Source organism: Hypericibacter adhaerens (genome assembly GCF_008728835.1).
GTDB classification, from domain to species: domain Bacteria; phylum Pseudomonadota; class Alphaproteobacteria; order Dongiales; family Dongiaceae; genus Hypericibacter; species Hypericibacter adhaerens.
Genome location: NZ_CP042582.1, coordinates 976374 through 995037 on the forward strand (window position 1 = coordinate 976374; position 18664 = coordinate 995037).

Sequence of the window (18664 nt, forward strand, 5' to 3'; positions counted from 1 at the left end):
CCGATCCTCCTCATCATAAGCCTGCACTCGTGACGCTATCGTGACCCGCTTCCCTGGTCCCGGAACGTCTCGCCAACCGGTCATTGCTCGTCGTCTCCGAACCACTTCTGGTAGAGCCGCTCATAGGTTCCGTCTTCGCGCAAAGCAAGCAGGGTGCTGCTGACCTTGCGGCGGAGCGGATCGCCGAGCGGAAACACGAAGCCGATATCCTGGCGGCGAAACTCCGGGCCGACCAGCTTGACGAGCCCTTCGCCTTGGTGAGCCGCATAATAGCGCAGCGATGGCGAGGGCATGAGCAAGGCATCCACCTTCTGGTCCTGCAAGGCCTTGAACATCTCGTCATAGGACGAGAACTGCTGAATCTGCGCCTTGATGGAAGCGAGATAATCCGCCGCCACGCTTTGCGCGATGGTACCGACCCGCTTGCCGGGCAGATCGTCCGGCCCGTTGATCGCGCCATGGATCTGCTGGACCGTCAGGGTCGCGGTGAGCTGCGCGGTGTAGAGGGCGATGAACACCACGCCGGCGAACATCCACAGCAGCCCGAACAGGCGGGCAAACCATTGGCGGGGCATTTGCTGGACCTGCGAGACCAACGCCGTCGTCGCCCAGGTCATGGCGTGCAGGATTCCGGGCCAGTACGCCCTGCCGGGGCTCGTGCTGTCCTCCGTCCCGCGATCCAGGAGCCAGACCAGATGGGCCGGCACGATGATGATCAGGAAGGCGACGCCGAGCCACATCGCCGCCGATCGTGAAAACAGGAGCCCCAGCACGTCGCGCAAGGGGGTTTCGCCAGTCCCGCCCGTCTCCCGCACCATGATCTGAAGGCCCGCTTCCAGGATCGGGTAGGAGAAATCGAACTCGCGATCACGCTCCGTGGTGTAGTAGGCGCCGGTGACGATCGCCTTCACCTCGCCAGAGCGCAGCTTATCCGCCATGCCATCAAGATCGGACGTCACCTCATAGTCCGTCTTCAGCGACAGCCTCGTCGCGATCTCGTTCCAGAGATCGATGCTGAACCCGGCCGGCCCGCCGTCCTGCTGCATCACGAAGGGCGGCACGATGCCGGCCAGGACCTTGATGTCCTGCGGCTGATCCTGCGCAAGGGCGTGGCCCATGAGGCCAATCAGCAGGCCGAAAATCGCGAAGCAGGGACGAGCGAAGGACGGCATGTCGGCGATCCCTTTCTCGAGCGGCGGGGCCATTCGAAAATAGGATTATAAGCCATCCGCCTGCGGAGGGCGCCCTCGATCTGGCGTCATTCCGAGCCGGCCTGTCCGCTCTCTGCCGGCGGGGTCACGAGCCCGGCTGACGCGCCCGGGCGCGGGCAATGCCCTCGGCGATCAGGCTTTCGGCCACGGCCGGCCCCTGCCAGCCCGTGATCTTCGTCCACTTTCCCTGCTCAAGATCCTTGTAGTGCTCGAAGAAATGCGCGATCTGCTCGCGCAGGATCGGCGGCAGGTCCTCATGGCTGCGGATATCGGTATAGAAAGGATGGAGCGCATCCACCGGGACCGCGACGATCTTCTCGTCGCCGCCGGCCTCGTCCTCCATCAGCAGCACGCCGACCGGCCGGCAGCGGATGATGCAGCCCGGCACCACCGGCACCTGGCTCACGACGAGGATGTCGCAGGGATCGCCGTCGCTCGAGAGTGTGCCCGGGATGAAGCCGTAATTGCCGGGATAGAACATCGCGGTGTGCAGGAAGCGATCGACCATCAGCACGCCAGAGGTCTTGTCGATCTCGTATTTGACCGAAGGCCCGCCCAGCGGGATCTCGATCAGCGCATTCACGTCGCGCGGCGGATCGCGGCCCACGGCGATCTTCGAGAGATCCATGCGAGGCTCCCTTCCTTCCGCGACCGCAGCCCGGCGCTGGCGATCCGGGAACGGCCGTCCGAGAACGGTCAACAGGCGATCCTAATGCCGTTCCCGGGTGGTGAGGAAGCGGAGCTTGGGCCAGTCGCGGATCGTGCGGTTGAGCTCCCAGCTGTCGCGGGCGAGGAAGACCGGGGCCTCGTCGCGATCCTCGGCCATGCTGCCGCGGTTGCGCTCGATGAAATCCTTGAGAACCGCCGGGTCGTCGCTGGCGACCCAGCGGGCCATCTCGAACGGCGCCATCTCGAAGCCCATGGCGATCTTGTATTCGGTCGCGATCCTGGAGGCCAGCACCTCGAGCTGGAGCTGGCCGACCACGCCCACGATCCATTGCGAGCCCAGGATCGGGCGGAACACCTGGGTGACGCCTTCCTCGGCCAGGTCCTCGAGCGCGCGCTTGAGCTGCTTGGCGCGCATCGGGTCGTCGAGCCGGACGCGGCGCAGGATCTCGGGCGCGAAATTGGGGATGCCGGTGAAGCGCAGCTCCTCGCCCTCGGTCAGCGTGTCGCCGACGCGCAGCGTGCCATGGTTGGGAATGCCGATGATGTCGCCGGGCAGGGCCTCGTCGGCGAGCTGGCGCTCACGGGCGAAGAAGAAGATCGGGTTCTGCAGCGTGATGGTCTTGCCGCTATGAACCTGGCGCAGCTTCATGCCGCGCTTGAGCCGGCCCGAGCAGAGCCGCATGAAGGCCACCCGGTCGCGGTGGTTGGGGTCCATGTTGGCCTGCATCTTGAAGACGAAGCCGGTCACGGCCTTCTCCTCCGGCGCCACGGTGCGGGGCTCGGCCGGCTGGGGCCGCGGCGGCGGGGCGATCCGGCCCAGCGCCCGGAGCAGCTCCTCCACCCCGCAATCCTTGAGCGCGCTCCCGAACAGCACCGGCGTCAGGTGCCCGCCGCGATAGGAGGCGAGATCGAACTCCGGATAGGCCGAAAGGGCGAGTGCTGCGCTCTCGCGGAAGGAGGCCAGGATCCGCTCCGGCACCAGCGCATCGAGCTGGGGATCGTCGATGCCGCTGCAGGGGATGGTGCGGCCGTCCGCGGCACCCGGCTTGGACTCTGATTTGAGGAAGCGGTTCTCGCGCAGATCGTAGGCGCCGCGGAAATCGGTGCCCATGCCGACCGGCCAGGTGATCGGGCAGACATCGAGCGCCAGCGTGCTCTCGATCTCGTCCAGGAGCGCGAAGGGATCGAGGCCCTCGCGGTCGATCTTGTTGATGAAGGTGATGATGGGGATGTCGCGCAGCCGGCAGACCTCGAACAGCTTGCGGGTCTGGCTCTCGATGCCCTTGGCGGCATCGATCACCATGATGGCGGAATCGACGGCCGTGAGCGTCCGGTAGGTGTCCTCGCTGAAATCCTGGTGGCCCGGCGTGTCGAGCAGGTTGAAGGTGAGCCCGTCGCGCTCGAAGGTCATGACCGAGCTCGAGATCGAGATGCCGCGGGCGCGCTCGATCTCCATCCAGTCCGACTGGGTGCGCCGCCGCTCGCCATGCGCCTTCACATGGCCCGCCAGATGGATGGCGCCGGCGAAGAACAGGAGCTTCTCGGTCAGCGTGGTCTTGCCCGCGTCCGGATGGGAGATGATCGCGAAGGTCCGCCGCGAGGCGGCCGCCGTGGGGGCGGCGGGCGAGGGAAGGTCGCTGGGCAGCGCAGTCAAGATGGGCTTCCTTGCTCTTTCTCGATGGCAGGAATGTCGGGCGGAGTTCGCGGGCGGGCAGCGCCGGGTGAAGTCTGGCCCCGGGCGGCCCATATGGGGGCGGCCAGGCCGTTCCGGAAGATCCGGCGCCCGGCCCCGGGCGGCGGCGCGAACCTAGCGGCAAGCCGAGAGCTTGGGTAGCCCCCAGTTGCCGCGGGGTCTTGGCGCCGGGCGGCGGCGTTGGCGAAGCGTTTCCGCATCCCCACATATGGAACCGCTTCAGGAGTTCCCTCATGCTGGATGACGCTTCCCTTTCTTCCGCCAACGAATCCCGGTCCTCGCCCGCCGACGAGGCGCCGCTCGACGCCTATTCCCGCGCCGTCGCGGGCGTGGTCGACCGGGTCGGGCCGGCCGTGGTCCGGGTCGAGAGCGGCGGCCAGGACCGCCGTGGCGGCATCGGCTCGGGCGTCATCATCGCCGACGACGGGCTGGCGCTGACCAACAGCCACGTGGTGGCCGGATCCCGGCGCGTGCGGCTGGTCCTGACCGAGGGCCGGGAGACCGAGGCCCAGGTGCTGGGCGACGACCCGGACACCGACCTGGCCCTGCTGCGCGCCGAGCTGCCGCGCGGCACCCCGGCCGCCCGGCTGGGCGATTCCAAGACGCTCCGCCGCGGCCATCTGGTGGTGGCGATCGGCAATCCGCTGGGCTTCGAATCGACGGTGACCGCCGGCGTGGTCTCGGCGCTGGGCCGCTCCCTGCGTTCGCAGAAGGGCCGGCTCATCGACGACGTCATCCAGACCGACGCCGCCCTCAACCCCGGCAATTCGGGCGGGCCGCTGGTCGCGGCCTCGGGCGAGGTGGTCGGCATCAACACCGCCATGATCGGCGGCGCGCAGGGGCTCTGCTTCGCCGTCTCCAGCAACACCGCCCTCTTCGTGGTGAGCGAGTTCATCGGCCATGGAAGGGTGCGGCGCGCCCATCTCGGCATCGCCGCCCAGACCCTGCCGCTGCCGCGCCGGATCGCGGTCGCGACCGGAGCGGGGCCGCTGGCGGTGCGGATCGGCGAGGTCGAGACCGACGGCCCGGCGGCGAAGGCCGGCCTCAAGGCCGGCGACATCATCCTGATGCTGGACGGGCTGCCCGTGGCCGGGGCCGACGACATGATCCGGCTCCTGGGCTCGGAGCGGATCGGCCGCGCGGTCGAGGTGGCCGTGCTCCGCCACGGCCGGGTGGAGAAGGTCACCCTGACCCCGCGCGAGCGCAAGGGCTGACCTCGGGATCTGGGCGTGAAGCCCGGGACCGCGGTGGCGTGCAGCCCTCGCGGCCCCGGACGACGGATCGAGCCGAGGGCTAGTTCTGCGACTTCACCCCGTCGTGGATCCGCGCCATCGCCTTGTTGATCTTGGCGATGCCGTCGTCGAGGTGGTTCTTCTTGCAGTCGCTGATGGCGGCCTCGACATTCTTGTTCTCGTCCGCGACGTCGGGATCGGTGCTGGTGGCGGCGAGAGCCTTGTAGGCCGCCGCCGTGGCGTCGCAGGTCTGGGCCTTGTCCTGCGCGTTGGCGGTGCCGAGGGTCAGCATCACCGTGATGCCGAACATGGCCGCGGCAACGATGGGCAGAGTCCGGTTGATGGTCATGGTCGTTCTCCTGTCCTGATGGGTGAGTCCGGATATCGCCCCCCGGCGACAGGGTGTCGCCGATCATCGGTCTAATTCGATCGAGGCCAGGGGCTATAGGATTGCCGTCTCGGGATTGTTCCGATTCCGCCGCGCAGAGCGACGACCTTCCCCGCATCACCCGCTTCGGCTAAATCTCGCTCCATGGAGCTCCAAGCCTATCTCGACCGCATCGGCTTCGTCGGGACGCCCGCGCCCGATCTCGCGACCCTGGCCCGGATCCAGCGGGGCCATCTCGAGCACATTCCCTATGAGAATCTCGATGTGCAGCTCGGAAGGCGGGTGACGCTCGATCCCGCGGAGGCCTTCGCCAAGCTGGTGACGGCGGGACGCGGCGGCTGGTGCTACGAGATGAACGGCCTCTTCCGCTGGGCGCTCGAGGCGGTCGGCTTCCGGGTGACGGCGATGACCGGTGCCGTGCTGCGTATCGAGCGGGGCGACGCCGCGATCGGCAACCATCTGGCATTGACGGTCGATCTGGACGAACCCTACCTCGTGGATGTCGGGCTGGGGGACGGCCCCTCAGAGCCGATTCCCTTGCGGGAAGGGCGCTGGCGGCAGGGCTGGCGCACGGTCGGGCTGGAGCGTCTCGAGGCGGGCTGGTGGCGGTTCCACAACCATGAGCGGGCCTTCGCCACCTCGTTCGACTTCCGGCACGGGCCGGCCGACTGGGAGCGCCTGGCCGAGCGCTGCGACTGGCTGCAGACCAGCCCGGAATCGCGCTTCGTGGCGAATGCCGTCTGCATCCGGCACGAGCCGGAGGGCGTGGTGGCGCTGGTGGGGCGCGTGATGAAGACAATCACCGAGGAAGGCACTGCCGACCGGCTCATCGACGACGCGGAGGGTTATGCCCGGGCGCTGTCGGAGAGGTTCGGGATCCGGCTGCCGCAAGCGGCCGGCCTCTGGCCGAAGATCTCGCTCCGGCATGACGAGCTGTTCGGCCCGGCGCCGGCAGCGCCGGAAGGTTCCTGACGCGAGGGGCGTCAGGCGGAGGCGCGCAGGGGCTTCTGGGCGGCGGTCAGGATGATGCTGCCATAGCCCTGGTCGCGGACGGAGACGTCCTTCGATTCGACCTCGCGGATCTCGATCAGCTCGAGCCCCGTCCCGGCGATGCGCTGCTTCATCCCGTCCAGGGTGAGATTCAGCGTCGGGAAGCCCATGCCGTTGCAGTGCCACTCGTTGGTGCGCGAGACGTTCACCAGCGCCAGCCGGCCGCCGGGCATGAGGGCTCGGGCCGCCTGGTTGAGGGCGAACTCGAAGCTTTCCCAGCTCGGCAGGCATTCGAGCGCGAAGACGGACTGGACGAAATCGTACCGGCCCTTCTCGCAGGGCCAGGGCCTGGTCAGGTCGCCGGTGCCGAGCTTCCTGATCTGCTGCGCCTTGCGGCGGATATGCTCGGCCGGGCTGATCTTCAGGCCGAACAGATCGACGGCATGGCGGGCCGCGGCCTCCAGGGACGGATCGATCGTGCCGGCCCTGGCCTGCGCGATCTGGCGCTCGGCATGGGCGATGTTGGCGGGATTGAGGTCGAAGCCCTCGATCCGGTTCTGCCCGGGAACGAAGAGCGCCCAGTAGAGCGCCGTCGGGCCGCAGCCGGCGTCGAGCAGATCGAGCCCGCCGATCGGCATCAGCGGCGCCGCGATCTCCCGCAGGAACTCGCCCGCGGCCGCGTTCTCGTGACCCAGCTCGGTATAGTACTCGCGCCAATAGGCGCCGGAGGCGAAGACGTCCTCCTCCCGGGCGAAATCGAGCGGGGTCATGGTTGCGGCCTTGCGGGGCTTGACCGTCAGGGGCCGGGCCGGTCAGGCGCTGGCGCGACGGACGCCGGGCTTCTGCCCGAAGATGGCGTCGTTCAGCTCGGTGAAGAGGCGGCCATAGCACTCCATATAGGCCAGCACACCGCGCCGGGCCTGCTCGACCAGCGCCTTGGCGCCGTTCGTGTAGAGCTGGACGCACTCGACGCCCATCTCGCGGTGCGAGACCTCGACATCGTCATGGACGAGCAGGAAGTTCAGGTGCGGATCGTTTTCCGCCTTGAGGCCGTACTGCTCGCGATACTCGCGGAAGGTGGCGAGGAACACGCCGAAATCGAGCGGCGCCGTCGCCTCGTTCGCGACATGGAAGCCCAGGGCTTCGATGATGGGGCGGTTGCGGTAGTAGTCGGCGATGACTCCGGAAAATTCCTTGGCCGAGGGCACGATGTTGCGGTCGTCGAGCAGGTCCTTGGCGGTGATGCCCCAATGGGCCGCCATGTCGACATAGAGCTGGTGATGGCTCGGCAGCAGGCCGTGCTCCATGTCGTTGAGGCCGTACTCGTCCACCGCGGCGAACAGGATGCGCGCGGCGCGGCCCGTGGCGGCGAAGGGCTCCTTCTTGAACCACTCGTCCGTCATGCGGCTCGCCAGCGCCACGATGCCCGGCGGCACCTCCAGCACGAACATGCCCTCGGAAGCGAGCAGGATCCGGATCTCGTCGCGGGTCAGGATCCGCGACTTCAGGTTCTCCTCGAACTTCTTCAGGGTGCGGACCGCCTTGTGCTGGAAGACGGTTTCCTTGAGAGCCGCGATGTCATCACTGACCGACATCGACAAATGCGCATACTGCGAATTATCGATCGATTTGCCGCGGACGTAGCTGGGATTCGACATGGCAGCCTCGAATGAATTGGGGACGAAAATCCAGGCGCTATCGAACCATAGCTGGCTTAATGCCGGGTAAATCTCGGTTGCATGGTGCACAGGGAATCTCGGCTTATGCGATTAGGGCGCCGTTAGGGTTAATTGATCGTGTCGCGTCCGGCGGGTTTGCGCGCCGCCGTCATGTAGGCGTGGGCGACGATGGTGGCGAGGATCAAGGCGCCGCCGATGAAGGTGGCGCGGTCGGGCGTCTCGCCGAGGGCGAGCCAGACCCACAGCGGGCCCAGCAGCGTGTCGAGCATCATGATGAGCGTCACGTCCGGTGCCGCCAGATGCTCGGTGCCGCGCGCCAGCAGCAGCGTCGCCAGCGGCACGACCAGGATGCCCAGGATGGAGAGATGGATCACGTCGCTGGCCGAGGTCGCGAGCGGCGAGGCGAGCGGCCAGGCCAGCGCCGCGGAGAGGAGGCCGCCATAGCCGATGACCGTGAGGAAGGCCTCGCCCCGGGAGCGCCGCAGCGCCACGAAATAGGCGCCGAGGCAGAAGGCGTAGCCGAGCGCCGCGAGATCGCCGGCCAGGGAGTCCGTGCGGAGGCTGTCGTAGAAGATGATGAAGAGCCCGGCGACCAGCACCAGGGACACGATCCAGGTGGCGGCGGGCAGGCGCTCGCGCAGGAAGATCCAGCTCAGGAGGGCGGCCGCGAAGGGTGCCGCGCTGCCGATCACGAGCGTGTTGGCGACGGTCGTGTGCAGCAGGGCCGAGACGAAGCAGAACACGGCCGCGGCGAAGGCGATCACCACCAGCCCCTCGGCCCCTCCCCGGAGCCGCAGGATCCGCAGCGAGTGCGTGGAAGCCACCGCGACGAGAAGAAGCGTGGCGCCGAGCAGCACGCCGCGCCACCAGATGATGGTCCAGATGTCCGCGGTCACGAGCCGCAGCAGCAGCGTCTCGAAGCTGATAAGGACGGCGCCGGCGATGGAGACGGCCAGCCCGCGCCAGACGGCGGATCGCGGAACCATCACGAACTTATATCCCCTCCCCCGTCCTTCGGGGGAGGGCAGGGAGGGGGCTGTTCGCTATCGACACCGCATCATCCCCCTTCCTAACCTTCCCCCGTGCCGGGGGAAGGGACAAAACGAGCCAGGCTCGCTAGAGGATGAGAGAGCCGACAGCGACATCGCCAGCAGGATCGCCGCGCGGGGGCGTGGTCGGCGGCGTCAGTTGGCGGCCGAGGCCACGAAATGCAGATCGCGCGGGAAGGTCAGCACCGCCTCCGTCCCCTTGCCGACCTCGCTGGTCAGGGCCAGGTTCGCGTTCTGCAGCTCGGACAGGCGGCGCGACAGCGGCAAGCCTAGGCCCGTGCCCTCGTATTTGCGGGCCAGGCCCTGATCGACCTGCTGGAACGGCTCGAGGGCGGCGGTGATATCCGCCGCCGACATGCCGATGCCCGTGTCGGCGACGGCAATGGAGAGATCGCCGGATTCGAGGGCGTTGGCGGAGAGCGTCACCCGGCCCGGCGCTGGCGTGAACTTGATGGCGTTGGAGAGCAGGTTGAGCAGGACCTGCCGCAGCCGGTGCGAATCGGCGCGCACGGTGATCGCCTCGGCGGGCGCCACATACTGGAGCGTGACGCCCTTCTTGTCGGCCTGCGGACGCATCATGCTGGTGGCGTTGAACAGCAGCTCGGCCAGATTGACGTCCTCGATCTTGACCTCCATCTTGCCGGCCTCGATCTTCGAGAAGTCGAGCAGGTCGTTGATGACCTCGAGCAGATGCTCGCTGCTGCGGCTGATGTCGTCGAGATACTCGCGATAGCGCTCGTTGCCGATCGGGCCGAAGGTCTCCTTGCGCATCACGTCGGCGAAGCCGATCACGGCGTTGAGCGGCGTGCGCAGCTCATGGCTCATGTTGGCGAGGAAGATGCTCTTGGCGCGGCTCGCGGCCTCGGCGCGCTCGCGCGCCTCCTGCAGGTTCGCATGCATCGCCTCGAGCTCGCGGCAGCGCAGGACGAGATCCTGGTTCACCTTGCGCAGCTGCTGCTCGACCTTCCACTTCTCGGTGAGCGCCAGCGCGAACTGCTGGATCTCGGTCGCCTGGAACGGCTTGTTGATGTAGAAGAGCTTGTCGAACGGCTGAACCCGCTCGGCGATCTTGCGCGGATGGGTGTCGGCGTAGGCCGTCACCATGACGATGTTGATCGAGGGATCGAGCCTGCGGATGCGGGCGGCCGTCTCGATCCCGTCGATGCCGGGCGGCATCCGGACATCGAGGAACGCGACCGGGAACTCGATCCGGTCCTGGCGCGCCGACATGATGGTGTCGATCGCCTCTTCGCCCCGCCGGCAGAGCACGGGGGCGAAATGCGGCGCCAGATCCGTCGTCGGGGCCTGGGTGCTGAAGAGCTCGTTCTCGAGATCGGAGAGGGCATCGCGGCTCGAGAGCGCGTCGATCTCGCCGAACACGGTACGGTAGGCGTCGAGAACCGACCGTTCGTCGTCGGCGACCAGGACGCGATAGATGGGGCGGGGCTGGATGATCATGCTGCAGCACTCGTGACTTCTGCGGCCGTCGGCAGCAGCACGTGGATTCGTGCGCCCTTGCCGGGGCCGTCGCTTTCCGCATACATGCGGCCGGCCATCGAAGCGACGCTGTTGGCGGACCAGTGAAGGCCCAAGCCGCCCGTCTTGTTTCGCTTCGTGCTGAAGCCGCGTTCGAACATGTTGGCGAGATTCGCCTTGTCGATGCCGGCGCCGTCGTCGCTGACGGTCAGCCGCACCATCGGCCGGCCTTCGTCGGTATCGAGCGCCCCGTCGATCTGGATGCGGCCGGAGCCGCGGCCGGTCTCGCCGATGGCTTCGGAGGCATTGATGAAGAGGTTGCCCAGGATCTGGGTGAGCACGATGGGATTGCCCTGAACCGGCGGCAGCGTGGCGAGGGCCGGGCTGACCACGACCTCGATATTGGCGGTGCCGCGGGCGGGCAGCAGGCGGACCGATTCCTCGATCGTCTTGGCGAGCGCCACGGGCTCGACCTGGCGGATGCCCATGCTGAGCGCCGTATGGTCCTGCAGGATCTGCTCGATATGGCGGTTCTGGTCCGCGATCGTCTTGAGATCCGTCGCCAGATGCTGGCGCTCGGAGAACACCTTCGCGACCGTGGCCTCCACATAGTCGAGCAGCTTGCGCTGGCGGTCCGGCTCGGCCTGGCCCGACTTGATCTCCGTGAAGGCCGTCTGGAGGTGGGGCGGCGGCGGCACGGCCGCGGTCTCGGACAGCTTCCAGAGGGTGACGGCCACGGGGCTCAGCGCATTGCGGATATTATGCATCACGCCGGCCGCGATCTCGGCCATGCCGCTCTGGTAGGACTGCTCGAGCAGGCGCCGGCGGGCATTGTCGAGCTGGTTGTTGGCGGCGTCGAATTCCCGCCCCAGCACGCCGATCTCATCGTCGCGGTCGAGGGTGACGCGCCGCGTGAGGTCGCCGGTCTGGCCGACCTCCAGCACATGGGCCGTCAGCTTCTTCAGCGGCACGACGATATGACGGGTGAGCAGGATCCACATCATCGCCATCAGCAGGAAGCCCGCCACCAGGGTCGAGATGCCGGCGATGGTGAGTGTCGTGCGGGCGATGCCGGTGATGGCGCGCGGCGTCTCGACCTTGATCATCAGCGGCGGCGCGTCGCGCATCGTCGTCAGCAGGTGGAACGCATCCAGCGTGCCGCGGTCGGCGATGTTGAAGATGTCGGTCTTGTCGGCGAGGAGGCGCGCGGCGAAGGGATCGAGCTCGGCCGGCAAGGCCGCCGGGTCGGTCCCGAACACGTCGAACTGCACATGGGTCTGGTTGACCAGCCCGTCGATCATCGCCTTGTTGATGAAGCGGCCCATGAAGAGCGTGCCGCGCACCGGGCCTTCCCGGGTGCTCTGCAGGATCGGGAATCCCGCCAGCAGCATGGGGCCGTGCTCGGTCATGAGGATGCCCGTGACCTGCTGATCGATCTCGTGCATCAGGAGCGGGTCGCTCGCGGGGATGGAGTCGGCGAAGGTGCCGACCTCGAGCTCCTTGCCGCTGTCGAAATCGTAGGTCTCGGCGCGGATGCGCTTGCCGTCGGTGTTGTAGATGGCGAGGAGATTGAGGTTGAGGTCGCGCATCACGTCGAAGGTGAAGCTCTGGCGGTCGTACTCGTCGTTGGGCTGCACGACATATTCGTAGGTCGGGTCCCAGGCGCTCCAGTCGTGCGCGACCCGCGCCAGGTTGTCCTGCTCGCCGGCCAGCGCGTCCGACACGCGATTGACGTTCTTCTGCGCCGCTGACTGCTCGACGTCGACGAAGGCCGGCCAGATGACGAGGCCGAAGATCGTGCCGTTGGCCGCCAGCAGAATCGCGAGCACGGCACCCAGCACGAGCATCACCCTCTTGTTGAGGGAGCTGTTTGGTGATTTCCGCCCGAGTGTCATTCTGATCGCCTTTCGACTGGCCTTCAATGCAGCAGGCCTTCGGTATTCGCCTCGACGGGCCGTGGATGAGGCCCGATCGTCGCAGGCTAAATTGCATGAGAAAATTTGTTCAAAGATTGCGGCTCTTGGGAAAAAAACTGTTAACGGTTGTGCGATCGGCGGACGGTGGAGCGATATATTTCGATAGTTCCGGCGCAGCACCGCGGCGAGCGATGCGGGTTGCACCGGATTTCAAGGAATTCTTTACTGTGAATCGCCGGTCCGGCCTCGGTCGTCCGAAGCCGCCGGGCCTGGAACCGAGTCGAAGGAGAACAGGCCGTCCGTGACTGCACCGAAGAACTACATCACGCCCGAAGGTCATGCGCGCCTGGTGGCCGAACGCAGGAAGCTCTGGAACGAGGAGCGCCCGGAAGTGGTGCGCGTCGTCGAGTGGGCCGCCGGCAACGGCGACCGCTCGGAGAACGGCGACTATATCTATGGCAAGCGGCGCCTGCGCGAGATCGACAAGCGCCTGCGCTTCCTCGACAAGCGGCTGGAGGCGGCCGAGGTCGTCGATCCGTCGCGGCCAGGCTCGCGCCAGCGGGTCTATTTCGGTGCCACGGTCCGCTGGGTCCGCGAGGACGATCGCGAGGTCGAGGCCACCATCGTCGGTATCGACGAGACCGAGTTCGGGCCTCAGCGCATCAGCTGGATCTCGCCGATGGCCAAGGCGCTCCTCGGCAAGGCGGTCGGCGACACGGCCGTCGTGCGCACGCCCAACGGCGAGGAAACGGTGGAGATCGTGGCGATCAGCTATCCGGCGAGGGCGGTCAAGTAAATCCCGAGACCGTTGCGGATATGCAAAATCGACGAGACTATTCTCTTCGTCATGCCGGCTTTAGGCCGGCATCCATGAACACAGGCCTAGCCCAATTTTGCGTGACGGGTGTTCATGGATCCCCGCCTTCGAGCGTGTGAAGGAATCGGCGATGCCAAAGAACTCTCTCGCCCCCTCCCCTTGCGGGAGCAACCATGATCGTGCGGGGATCATGGAGTGACGGCTTTATCCTGCCAGGGAGTAGCCCTGGCGAGGATAGCGTTGGCGATCTCAACTAGCTTCCTGGCGCAAGCGACGGTGGCGACCTTGTGGTGCTTGCCCTTTGCGATAAGGCGCTTGTAGAGGGCCAGGAGGATGGGGTTCCAGCGCTGAGAGGCAGAGAAGGCGGCCTGGTAGATGCTGCGTCGGAGCCGTTTTCTGCCGCCGGCGATATGGCGCTCACCGGTATGCTCGCCACTTTCATCGTCGAAGGGAGCGACACCAACCAGGGCGGCGGCCTCGGCACGGGTCATGCGGCCGAGCTCGGGCATGCGCAGGACGAAGCTGAGGGCGGTGAGCGGGCCCAGGCCGGGGATGCTCTCCAGCAGATCCAGCTTGAGAGCCAGGTCGGGGTGACGGCGGAGCTTGGCCAGCAGCCGGACGATTTCCCTGTCGCGGCGCCTGGACAGGCGGGTGATCTCAGTCTCGAGATAGCGTTTGTGCGCCGGCAGGCTGTAGCGATCGCGCCGGGTCTTCAGCCGGCTGATATCCTCGCCGATCTGCTCGATCAGGGTGAGATGCTCGGCCCACGGCGCCAAACGTTCATCGGGCGCCGGGCGGATGCTGTCGGGCTCCATGTCCGCCGTCGCCACCGCGATCAGGCGAGCATCGATCTTGTCGTTCTTGGCTCGCTTCTTCTTGAACCGCCGAAAGCCTTTCACCTGAGCCGGATCGAGCAGCACGACGCAAAACCCCACCCGGCGAAGATGCGCCGCCACCGCCGCCTCGTAATGGCCGCTCGCCTCCAACCCGACCCGCTCGACCCCATGCTCGCGCAGCCAGCTCTCGATCTGCTGGTATCCCGCCGGATCGTTGCTGGCCTGCAGCCGGTCCGGCCCAGCGGCCAACGCCACATCGAGCTTGCGCTTCGACACGTCGATACCCGCCGTTTCCGTGATAGACTTGCTCATCTTCGTCGACCCCACCTTGCGTTGATCCGAACCAGGGTGTTCTTGCAACCATCCGGGTCCGATGAAGGGTCGGCTGCGATCCCGCTCCCGCGCAGTCCAGAAGACTTCGAGGGTGTCGATCCGACAACCGACAGTCCGGGCCGGGGTGGCCACCCCGGCCCGGACCACGCTCCATGCTCTCACATCTCGCTCATACAAGGGGGTTGGGGGAGGGGCGATGCCGTGCGAGATCCTGGCAAATAAGCGGAGCCTGATCTGCTCGGGCTCGCTCGCTTGGCGCCCTGTCTGGGCCTTCTGCCTCCAGAGCGGTGATTGATCGCAGGGATGCCCCCAGCTGCGTCCGTGGCACCCCTCCCCCCAACCCCCTCCCGCAAGGGGAGGGGGCTTGAGTGTTTGCTACGCCCTTGCGTGGTGCTCTCGATTTCTTCACGCGCTCGAACGCGGGGATGACGAAAGAGTGAACGCGCCCCCTCTTAGAGAACAAAGCCTATGACACCCCCATCCGGCGCGCCGCCTTCTCGCCCGCGTTCTCCCGGAGCGGCCGCCATTTCCCGTCGTCGCGGAGCACCATGACAGTGGGGTCGCTGCCGGCGATCCAGCGCGTGCCGACCGGCACGTCGGCAGGCGGCTCGCCGGCGGTCTTGATCGCGGTCCGGAGATGAGGCGGGTAGTGGCGCTCGATATAGTTCCACAGCCGGGCCGGCACGTAGTGCCGCCATTCGGGGTCGCGCGCCTCGATCAGGTGGCGGATCTCGCCGCCCGAGAGGTTGGGCGCGCTGGCGCGGTCGACGATATGGAGACGGCGGCCGGTCGCGGCCGAGGTGAAGCTCCGCACCGGGCCGTTCGAGACCGAGGGATCGTCGAGGCCGGCGAAATGCTCCGTATAGAAGCGCGCATCGATGGGCGAGCCCGTGAAATAGTCGGTGGGCGCCGGCAGGCTCGCCGATGCGATGCGCGAGAGCACATATTTGAGCCAGTCGCCGGTCTCGAGGCTGGCGTCGATGTCCTGGAGCGGCAGGATCTTGAATTGCGGCCCGAAGATCGCCTGCACCATCTCCTTGCGCTCGTCGAAACTGAAGGGATGGCCCTCGACGCCGTGGAGCTGGGTCGAGCCGATGGCGAGGATGCCGGTGTCGCAACTGCCGGCCATCTCCATCAGCAGCCGGACATGGCCCCAATGCACCACCTGGAGATCGGCGACGATGAGCCCGACGCGGCCGCTTCGGGCATCGGGATGGGCTTCGAAACCGCGCGGCTTGGACATGGGTTCCTTCCTTCCGTGCCTCAGACGGCGACCGCATGGGCCTCGCGGCCCCGCTCGCCGAAGATGCGGGCATAGCGGGCGATCTCCTCGGGCGTCCCGGTCGCCTTCGTCGGGTTGTCGGAGAGCTTGACCGCGCCGCGGCCGGCGGCGGCCGAGACCTTGCAGACCAGCGAAATCGCATCGAACGCATGCCCGCCATTGGGCGGGCAGCCGCGGAAATCGTTGGTGAGGTTCGTGCCCCAGCCGAAGCCGAGCTGCACCCGGCCGTTGAAGCGCGCATGGAGCCGTTCGATCGTGTCGAGCTCGAGCCCATCGGAAAAGATAATGAGCTTGGTCGCGGGATCGGCGCCGCGCGCCTGCCACCACTGGATCATCTCCTCGCCGCCGATGAAGGGGTCCTTGCTGTCGACGCGCACGCCGGTCCAGCCCGTCACCCAGTCCGGCGCCTGGGCGAGGAAGGCCGTCGTGCCGAAGGTGTCGGGCAGCATGACGCGGAGCGCGCCGTCATAGAGCTCCTGCCAGTCGGCCAGCACCTGATAGGGCGAGCGCGCCAGGGCCGCGTCGTCGTCGCCCGCGAGCGCCGCATAGACCATGGGCAGCTCATGGGCGTTGGTGCCCTTGGCTTCCAGATCGTGCTTCATGGCGAGATAGGCGTTGGAGGTGCCGGTGAATTTCGGCCCCAGCCCTTCGACCATCGCCTGGATCACCCATTCCTGCCAGAGGAAGTTGTGGCGCCGGCGCGTGCCGAAGTCCGAAAGGTTGAGGTTCTCGAGCCGGCGCAGCCTCAGGACCTTCTCCCAGACCTTGGCCTTGGCGCGTGCATAGAGGATGTCGATCTCGAGCCGGCCGAGCCGCGCCAGCGCCGCGCGGCTGCGCAGATCGTCGATCACGGCCAGCGCATAGATCTCCCACAGCGTGACCTCGGCCCAGGCGCCGGAGAAATCCAGCCGGTACTGGCCGTCCCGCCGCTCGAGCTGATAGTCGGGCAGGCGCAGGCCCGCCAGCCAGTCGATGAACTCGCCGGGGAAGATGCCCTTGCGGCCATAGAACGTGTTGCCGGCGATCCAGATCAGCTCGGACTTGGTGAAGCGCAGACCCTTCACATGGTCGAGCTGGGCCCGGAGCGCCGATTCCGGCACCTGATCGGCAAGCCGTGTCTGGCGGGTGCGGTTCTTGAGCGAGAAGGTGACTGGCACGTCGCGATGCTTGCGCCAGATCAGGAGCAGCATCAGCAGCTTGTAGAAATCCGTATCGAGCAGGCTGCGGACCGCCGGGTCGAGCTCGAAATTATGGTCCCAGGCGCGCTTGGCGAGATCGACGAGAGGCATGGGCGGGAAACCTCAGGGCATGACGGGAAGGGGCCGGCCCGCGGGCGCTCAGAGGCTCGCGCGGTTCGTCATCGGATAGCGCCAGCCCTTGCCGAAGGGCCGCCCCGTGAGCTTGATCCCCGGCGGCGCCTGGCGGCGCTTGTATTCGGCACTCTTCACCAGGCTTGCGATGCGCTTCACATAGGCGGGATCGAGCGTGATGCCGAGCTGGCGCTCGGCCTGGCGCAGCGCCTCCGCCGGCTCCAGCAGATGCTCGATCAGGAGCCGCAGGATCGTGTCCAGCACCTCGTAGGAGCCGAGCGCCGCCTCGTCGGTCTGGTCGGGCTTGAGCTCGGCCGTGGGCGGCCGGTCGATGATGCCCTGCGGGATCGGATCCCGGCCGCCCCGCATCCAGTCGCGATGGTTCTGGTTGCGCCAGCGGCAGAGCTCGAAGGCCGTGGTCTTGTAGAGATCCTTGATCGGGTTGAAGCCGCCGCACATGTCGCCATAGAGCGTGGCATAGCCGACCGACATCTCGGATTTGTTGCCGGTCGAGAGCACCAGCCCGCCATAGGCGTTGGAGAGCGCCATCAGCAGCGCGCCCCGGGTGCGCGGCTGAAAATTCTCCGAGGCCATGGAGCGGGCCGCGTTGGAGGGCCGGGTGCCCATGAGGCCGGGCCCGATCTCGTCGAGCGTCTTCTCGTAGGCGTCGAACATGGCGCCGATCGGCGCCACGCCGTGGCGGCAGCCGAGCCGCCGGAAGAGATCCTCCGCGAGCTCGAGGCTCTCATGGCCGGTGAAGCGGGTCGGCATCATCACGCCCACGACCCGGTCCGGGCCGATCGCGTCGACCGCCAGCGCCGCCACCAGCGCGCTGTCGAGGCCGCCCGAGACGCCCAGCATCGCCTGCGGAAACCCGTTCTTCTCGATATAGTCGCGCAAGCCCAGGGTGCAGGCGGCATAGATCGATTCGAGGCTGTCCGGGTAGGGAACGATCTCGCCCTGGGCCTGCTCGATATTGTCGATCTCGATGGAGCCGTTCTCCGCCCAGCTTCTGATCCGCGTCAGCTCGAGGCGCAGCGTCGCCTCGGCGAAGGCCGGCATCTGCGCGACGATCTCGCCCTCCGCGTCGAGGACGAAGGAGCCGCCATCCAGCACCAGCTCGTCCTGGCCGCCCACCATGTTGAGATAGACGAGGGGCTTGCCCGAGGCTCGCACCCGCTCGCGCGCATGGGCGAGCCGGACCGGCATCTTGTCGACCTCGAAGGGGGAGCCGTTGATGACGATGAGGATGTCGACGAGCTCGTCGGCAAGCGCACGCGTCACGCGGCCATGCCACATGTCCTCGCAGATCATGGCGCCCAACCGCCAGCCTTTGAGGTCGAGCGGCTTGGGATCCTGCCCCTGCGCGAAGACGCGGCGCTCGTCGAACACGTCGACGTTCGGCAGCTCGGTCTTGAGCACGGCGCGGACCGTGCCGTCGGGCGTGATGAAGTAGGCGGCGTTGTAGGGAAGCTCGGTGCCGGCGACCGGCGCTCCGATCAGGACGGCGGGCCCGCCCAGCTTGCGCACGGCGTCGGCGAAACCGTCGATGGCGCGGGTCAGGCGCGACAGGAATCCGGGCCGGAGCACCAGATCCTCGAGCGGATAGCCCGAGGCGAAACATTCCGGAAAGACGACGAGGTCGGCATCCCTGTTGCTCTCGCAATGCTTGAGCGCAAGCGCCAGGTTCGCCTCGATGGCGCCGACGGTGGGATTGGCCTGGATGAGGGCGAGGCGAAGAACGCCTTTGGCGGCGGTCATGGAAGGACTCCTTTTCTCATCC

At 67.1% G+C, this 18664-nt stretch carries 16 protein-coding genes; 3 read left to right on the forward strand and 13 right to left on the reverse strand.

Annotated elements, in window-relative coordinates; genetic code table 11:
• Window positions 1–80: 80 nt before the first annotated feature.
• From FRZ61_RS04360 to FRZ61_RS04370, 3 genes are all read right to left on the reverse strand, one after another.
• Entirely contained in the window at window positions 81–1172 is a 1092-nt protein-coding gene (locus FRZ61_RS04360) for a transporter substrate-binding domain-containing protein (protein WP_191909293.1), read from the reverse strand.
• A 124-nt stretch (window positions 1173–1296) separates the two neighbouring features.
• On the reverse strand, window positions 1297–1839 hold the full coding sequence (ppa, locus tag FRZ61_RS04365) for an inorganic diphosphatase (protein WP_151115153.1): 543 nt from the start codon (window positions 1837–1839) through the stop codon (window positions 1297–1299).
• A gap of 81 nt (window positions 1840–1920) precedes the next feature.
• Window positions 1921–3534 carry a peptide chain release factor 3 gene (locus tag FRZ61_RS04370; protein WP_225309109.1) on the reverse strand — a complete coding sequence of 538 codons (1614 nt, stop codon included), beginning with the start codon at window positions 3532–3534 and terminating at the stop codon, window positions 1921–1923.
• A gap of 272 nt (window positions 3535–3806) precedes the next feature.
• Between FRZ61_RS04370 and FRZ61_RS04375 the strand changes: the two genes are divergently transcribed.
• Complete coding sequence (locus FRZ61_RS04375) at window positions 3807–4787, forward strand: S1C family serine protease (RefSeq protein ID WP_151115155.1); 981 nt, start codon at window positions 3807–3809, stop codon at window positions 4785–4787.
• 79 nt (window positions 4788–4866) lie between these two features.
• On the opposite strand, the gene FRZ61_RS04380 is transcribed toward FRZ61_RS04375, so the two are convergent.
• Window positions 4867–5154, reverse strand: a complete 288-nt coding sequence (locus tag FRZ61_RS04380; RefSeq protein ID WP_151115156.1) for a hypothetical protein — start codon at window positions 5152–5154, stop codon at window positions 4867–4869.
• A gap of 183 nt (window positions 5155–5337) precedes the next feature.
• On the opposite strand from FRZ61_RS04380, the gene FRZ61_RS04385 reads away from it, so the two are divergent.
• A complete protein-coding gene (locus tag FRZ61_RS04385; protein ID WP_151115157.1) occupies window positions 5338–6165 on the forward strand; it encodes an arylamine N-acetyltransferase family protein in 828 nt (275 codons plus the stop codon).
• A gap of 11 nt (window positions 6166–6176) precedes the next feature.
• On the opposite strand, the gene FRZ61_RS04390 is transcribed toward FRZ61_RS04385, so the two are convergent.
• The 5 genes from FRZ61_RS04390 to FRZ61_RS04410 all read right to left on the reverse strand — a co-directional run bounded on the left by FRZ61_RS04390 (window position 6177) and on the right by FRZ61_RS04410 (window position 12234).
• Window positions 6177–6953 carry a class I SAM-dependent methyltransferase gene (locus FRZ61_RS04390; RefSeq protein WP_151115158.1) on the reverse strand — a complete coding sequence of 259 codons (777 nt, stop codon included), beginning with the start codon at window positions 6951–6953 and terminating at the stop codon, window positions 6177–6179.
• A 42-nt stretch (window positions 6954–6995) separates the two neighbouring features.
• Window positions 6996–7841 (reverse strand): iron-containing redox enzyme family protein, encoded by an 846-nt coding sequence (locus tag FRZ61_RS04395; protein WP_151115159.1) that lies wholly within the window; start codon window positions 7839–7841, stop codon window positions 6996–6998.
• A gap of 128 nt (window positions 7842–7969) precedes the next feature.
• Window positions 7970–8848 carry a DMT family transporter gene (locus FRZ61_RS04400; RefSeq protein WP_151115160.1) on the reverse strand — a complete coding sequence of 293 codons (879 nt, stop codon included), beginning with the start codon at window positions 8846–8848 and terminating at the stop codon, window positions 7970–7972.
• A 198-nt stretch (window positions 8849–9046) separates the two neighbouring features.
• Entirely contained in the window at window positions 9047–10369 is a 1323-nt protein-coding gene (locus tag FRZ61_RS04405; protein ID WP_151115161.1) for an ATP-binding protein, read from the reverse strand.
• The gene (locus FRZ61_RS04410) at window positions 10366–12234 is read right to left on the reverse strand and encodes a CHASE4 domain-containing protein (RefSeq protein WP_191909294.1); all 1869 of its coding nucleotides are present in this window, start codon (window positions 12232–12234) and stop codon (window positions 10366–10368) included. The genes FRZ61_RS04405 and FRZ61_RS04410 overlap by 4 nt, the downstream gene beginning before the upstream one ends.
• Before the next feature lie 370 nt (window positions 12235–12604).
• On the opposite strand from FRZ61_RS04410, the gene greB reads away from it, so the two are divergent.
• Window positions 12605–13099, forward strand: coding sequence for a transcription elongation factor GreB (gene greB, locus FRZ61_RS04415; protein WP_225309110.1), 495 nt, complete (start codon window positions 12605–12607; stop codon window positions 13097–13099).
• 209 nt (window positions 13100–13308) lie between these two features.
• Here the strand turns inward: greB and FRZ61_RS04420 are convergent, their stop codons facing one another.
• The 4 genes from FRZ61_RS04420 to FRZ61_RS04435 all read right to left on the reverse strand — a co-directional run bounded on the left by FRZ61_RS04420 (window position 13309) and on the right by FRZ61_RS04435 (window position 18642).
• Entirely contained in the window at window positions 13309–14268 is a 960-nt protein-coding gene (locus tag FRZ61_RS04420) for an IS110 family RNA-guided transposase (RefSeq protein WP_151115166.1), read from the reverse strand.
• 487 nt (window positions 14269–14755) lie between these two features.
• Window positions 14756–15532 carry a nucleotidyl transferase family protein gene (locus FRZ61_RS04425; RefSeq protein ID WP_151115168.1) on the reverse strand — a complete coding sequence of 259 codons (777 nt, stop codon included), beginning with the start codon at window positions 15530–15532 and terminating at the stop codon, window positions 14756–14758.
• 20 nt (window positions 15533–15552) lie between these two features.
• Window positions 15553–16860 (reverse strand): nicotinate phosphoribosyltransferase, encoded by a 1308-nt coding sequence (locus tag FRZ61_RS04430; protein WP_151115169.1) that lies wholly within the window; start codon window positions 16858–16860, stop codon window positions 15553–15555.
• 48 nt (window positions 16861–16908) lie between these two features.
• Window positions 16909–18642, reverse strand: coding sequence for an NAD+ synthase (locus FRZ61_RS04435; RefSeq protein ID WP_151115171.1), 1734 nt, complete (start codon window positions 18640–18642; stop codon window positions 16909–16911).
• Window positions 18643–18664: the final 22 nt, after the last annotated feature.